The 2,072-nt window shown below is 75.8% G+C and carries 2 protein-coding genes; both read left to right on the forward strand.

The features are described 5' to 3' along the window. Nucleotides 1-861: VWA domain-containing protein (locus HW445_RS28510; protein ID WP_374939713.1), on the forward strand; the 861-nt coding region annotated here is incomplete at its 5' end. 400 nt (nucleotides 862-1,261) lie between these two features. After that, on the forward strand, nucleotides 1,262-2,072 hold an 811-nt coding region (locus HW445_RS28515), incomplete at its 3' end, for an ROK family protein (RefSeq protein ID WP_308800071.1).

A 2,072-nucleotide genomic window follows, 5' to 3' on the forward strand; every position in this document is an offset into this window, starting at 1 on the left:
GGTGAGCTGGAGCGGATGCCGTTCGAGGAACGCGACCGGCTCGCCGCGCGGCTGCGCGGCGGCCGCCTCGCGCGGTGGGCCGAACTGATCGGCCGCTTCCGGCAGATGGCCGGCGGTGAACGTGCCCGCAAGGTGGAGAACACCACCGGCGAGCTGGTCGGCGTCACCGTCGGCGACGACCTCTCGCGCGTTCTGCCCTCCGAACTGGCCCACCTCGGCGTGCCCGGACTCCGCGCGGTCTTCGCCGCCCGGTACGCCGCCGGGGAACTGATGCTCCACGACAGCCGGGGCGAGCGGAGCACCGGCAAGGGCGCCGTCATCGCGTGCGTCGACACCTCGCACTCCATGTACGCCGAGGGGCCCGGCGGCGTCACCCGGGAGGCGTGGTCCAAGGCGTGCGCCCTGGCGCTGCTGGACCAGGCCTCGTCGGCGGGGCGGGACTTCGTCGGCATCCTGTTCTCCACCGCCGACCAGCTCCGCGTGTTCCGCTTCCCGGCCGGCCGCCCGCCCGCGACCGCCGAGGTGGTCGGCTTCGCCGAGACCTTCCTCGGCGGCGGCACCGACTTCCGGCGGCCGCTGTCGGCGGCGGCGGACCTGCTGGCGGAGGAGTTCGACGCCGCCGGGCGGCAACGCGGGGACATCGTCCTCATCACCGACGACGCCTGCGAGGTCACCGAGGAGTGGACGCGCGCGTGGCGGGCGGCCAAGCGCCGGCTGGGCTTCCGGCTCTTCGGCGTGGCCGTCGGCGGCACGGCGGACACCGGGCCCGGCTCGGTCCTGGAGGCCCTGTGCGACAACCTCCGCACCGTCGAGGACCTCGCCGACGTGCACGCCGCCGCCGACCTCTTCCGGCTCGTCTGAACCGCGCGGGGCGGCGGACGACCTCGCGTGCGCCGGACACCGGGCGCCGGTGTCCACGGAGCGGCCGGTTGTTGACCGGCTCGCGCGGCCCCGATTATGTTGCCGACCATGTGCCGTTCCGCGCTTCTGACGACTCGAGGTCACCTCGACCTGAAGCGTGTGTGCTCCGCCGCGTGTCGTCGGTCCTGAAGAGCGGCGCGGACGCGGTCCCGGTCTCCTGATCTCCCGGTCTCTCCGGTCTCCTCGGTCTCCTCGGGGCGTTCCACCGCGTCCGTACGCGGGCTCCCCGGTGTGTCCGGGCCTGGCCCGGGCCGGCCCGTCGGGTCTCCCGCACCGAGCGCGCCGCGCCGCCTCGTCCCCCCACCGTCCCCGCACTCGTCCAGGATCGGGAAGGCATCTCGTGGAGATCTCGTCGGCGACCACCCCACGGCGTGGCGCGCACCTGCGGCGCTCGGACATCCCGGCGGCCCTCCCGGGGGCGCGCCGCGCCTCCGGAGCCGGCGCGGTGCTGGGCGCCGTCCTCGACCACGGCCCGGTGGCGCGCAGCACCGTCGCCCGGCTGACCGGACTGTCACCGGCGGCGGTGAGCGGGCACTGCGGAGTCCTGATGGGCCGTGGCCTGCTCCGTGAGAGCCGGGAGACGACCGGCCCCCGCGGCCTGGGCCGCCCCCACGTGCCGGTGGAGGTCGACGGGGACCGCTACCTCGTCGCCGGTGCCCACATCGCCGTCACGCACACGACGCTGTCGCTGGTGGACCTGCGCGGCCGGATCGTCGCGGAGGAGCGGCGCCCCCATGAGGACACCGCTCCGGGCCCGGTCCTCGAGGGGCTGGCGGACCGGCTGCCGCGTCTCGTGACGGCGCACGCACAGGGCCGGACCGTGCTCGCCCTGGGCGCCGCCACCGGGCACTGGGTGGATCCCTCGGCCGGTGTCGTCGTACGGCACCCCCAACTCGGCTGGCGCGACGTGGCGGTACGGAGCGTGCTCGCCGACGCGACCGGTCTGCCGGTCCATCTCGACAGCCACGCACGGGCGTTGGCCCGCGCCGAGCAGTTGGTGGGGCAGCGCGCCACCCGGTCGAGCGCCGTGCTGCTCTTCGTGGGCAACGTCGTGGACGCGGCGTTCGTGACCGCGGGTGGCGTGCACCAGGGCCCGCGGTCGGCCGCCGGGAGGGTCGCCCATCTGCCGGTGGGGGTCGCCCATCGGCCGG

Origin of the sequence: Streptomyces sp. UH6, from assembly GCF_013421635.1 — a bacterium.
Taxonomy (GTDB): Bacteria; Actinomycetota; Actinomycetes; order Streptomycetales; family Streptomycetaceae; genus Streptomyces; species Streptomyces abyssomicinicus.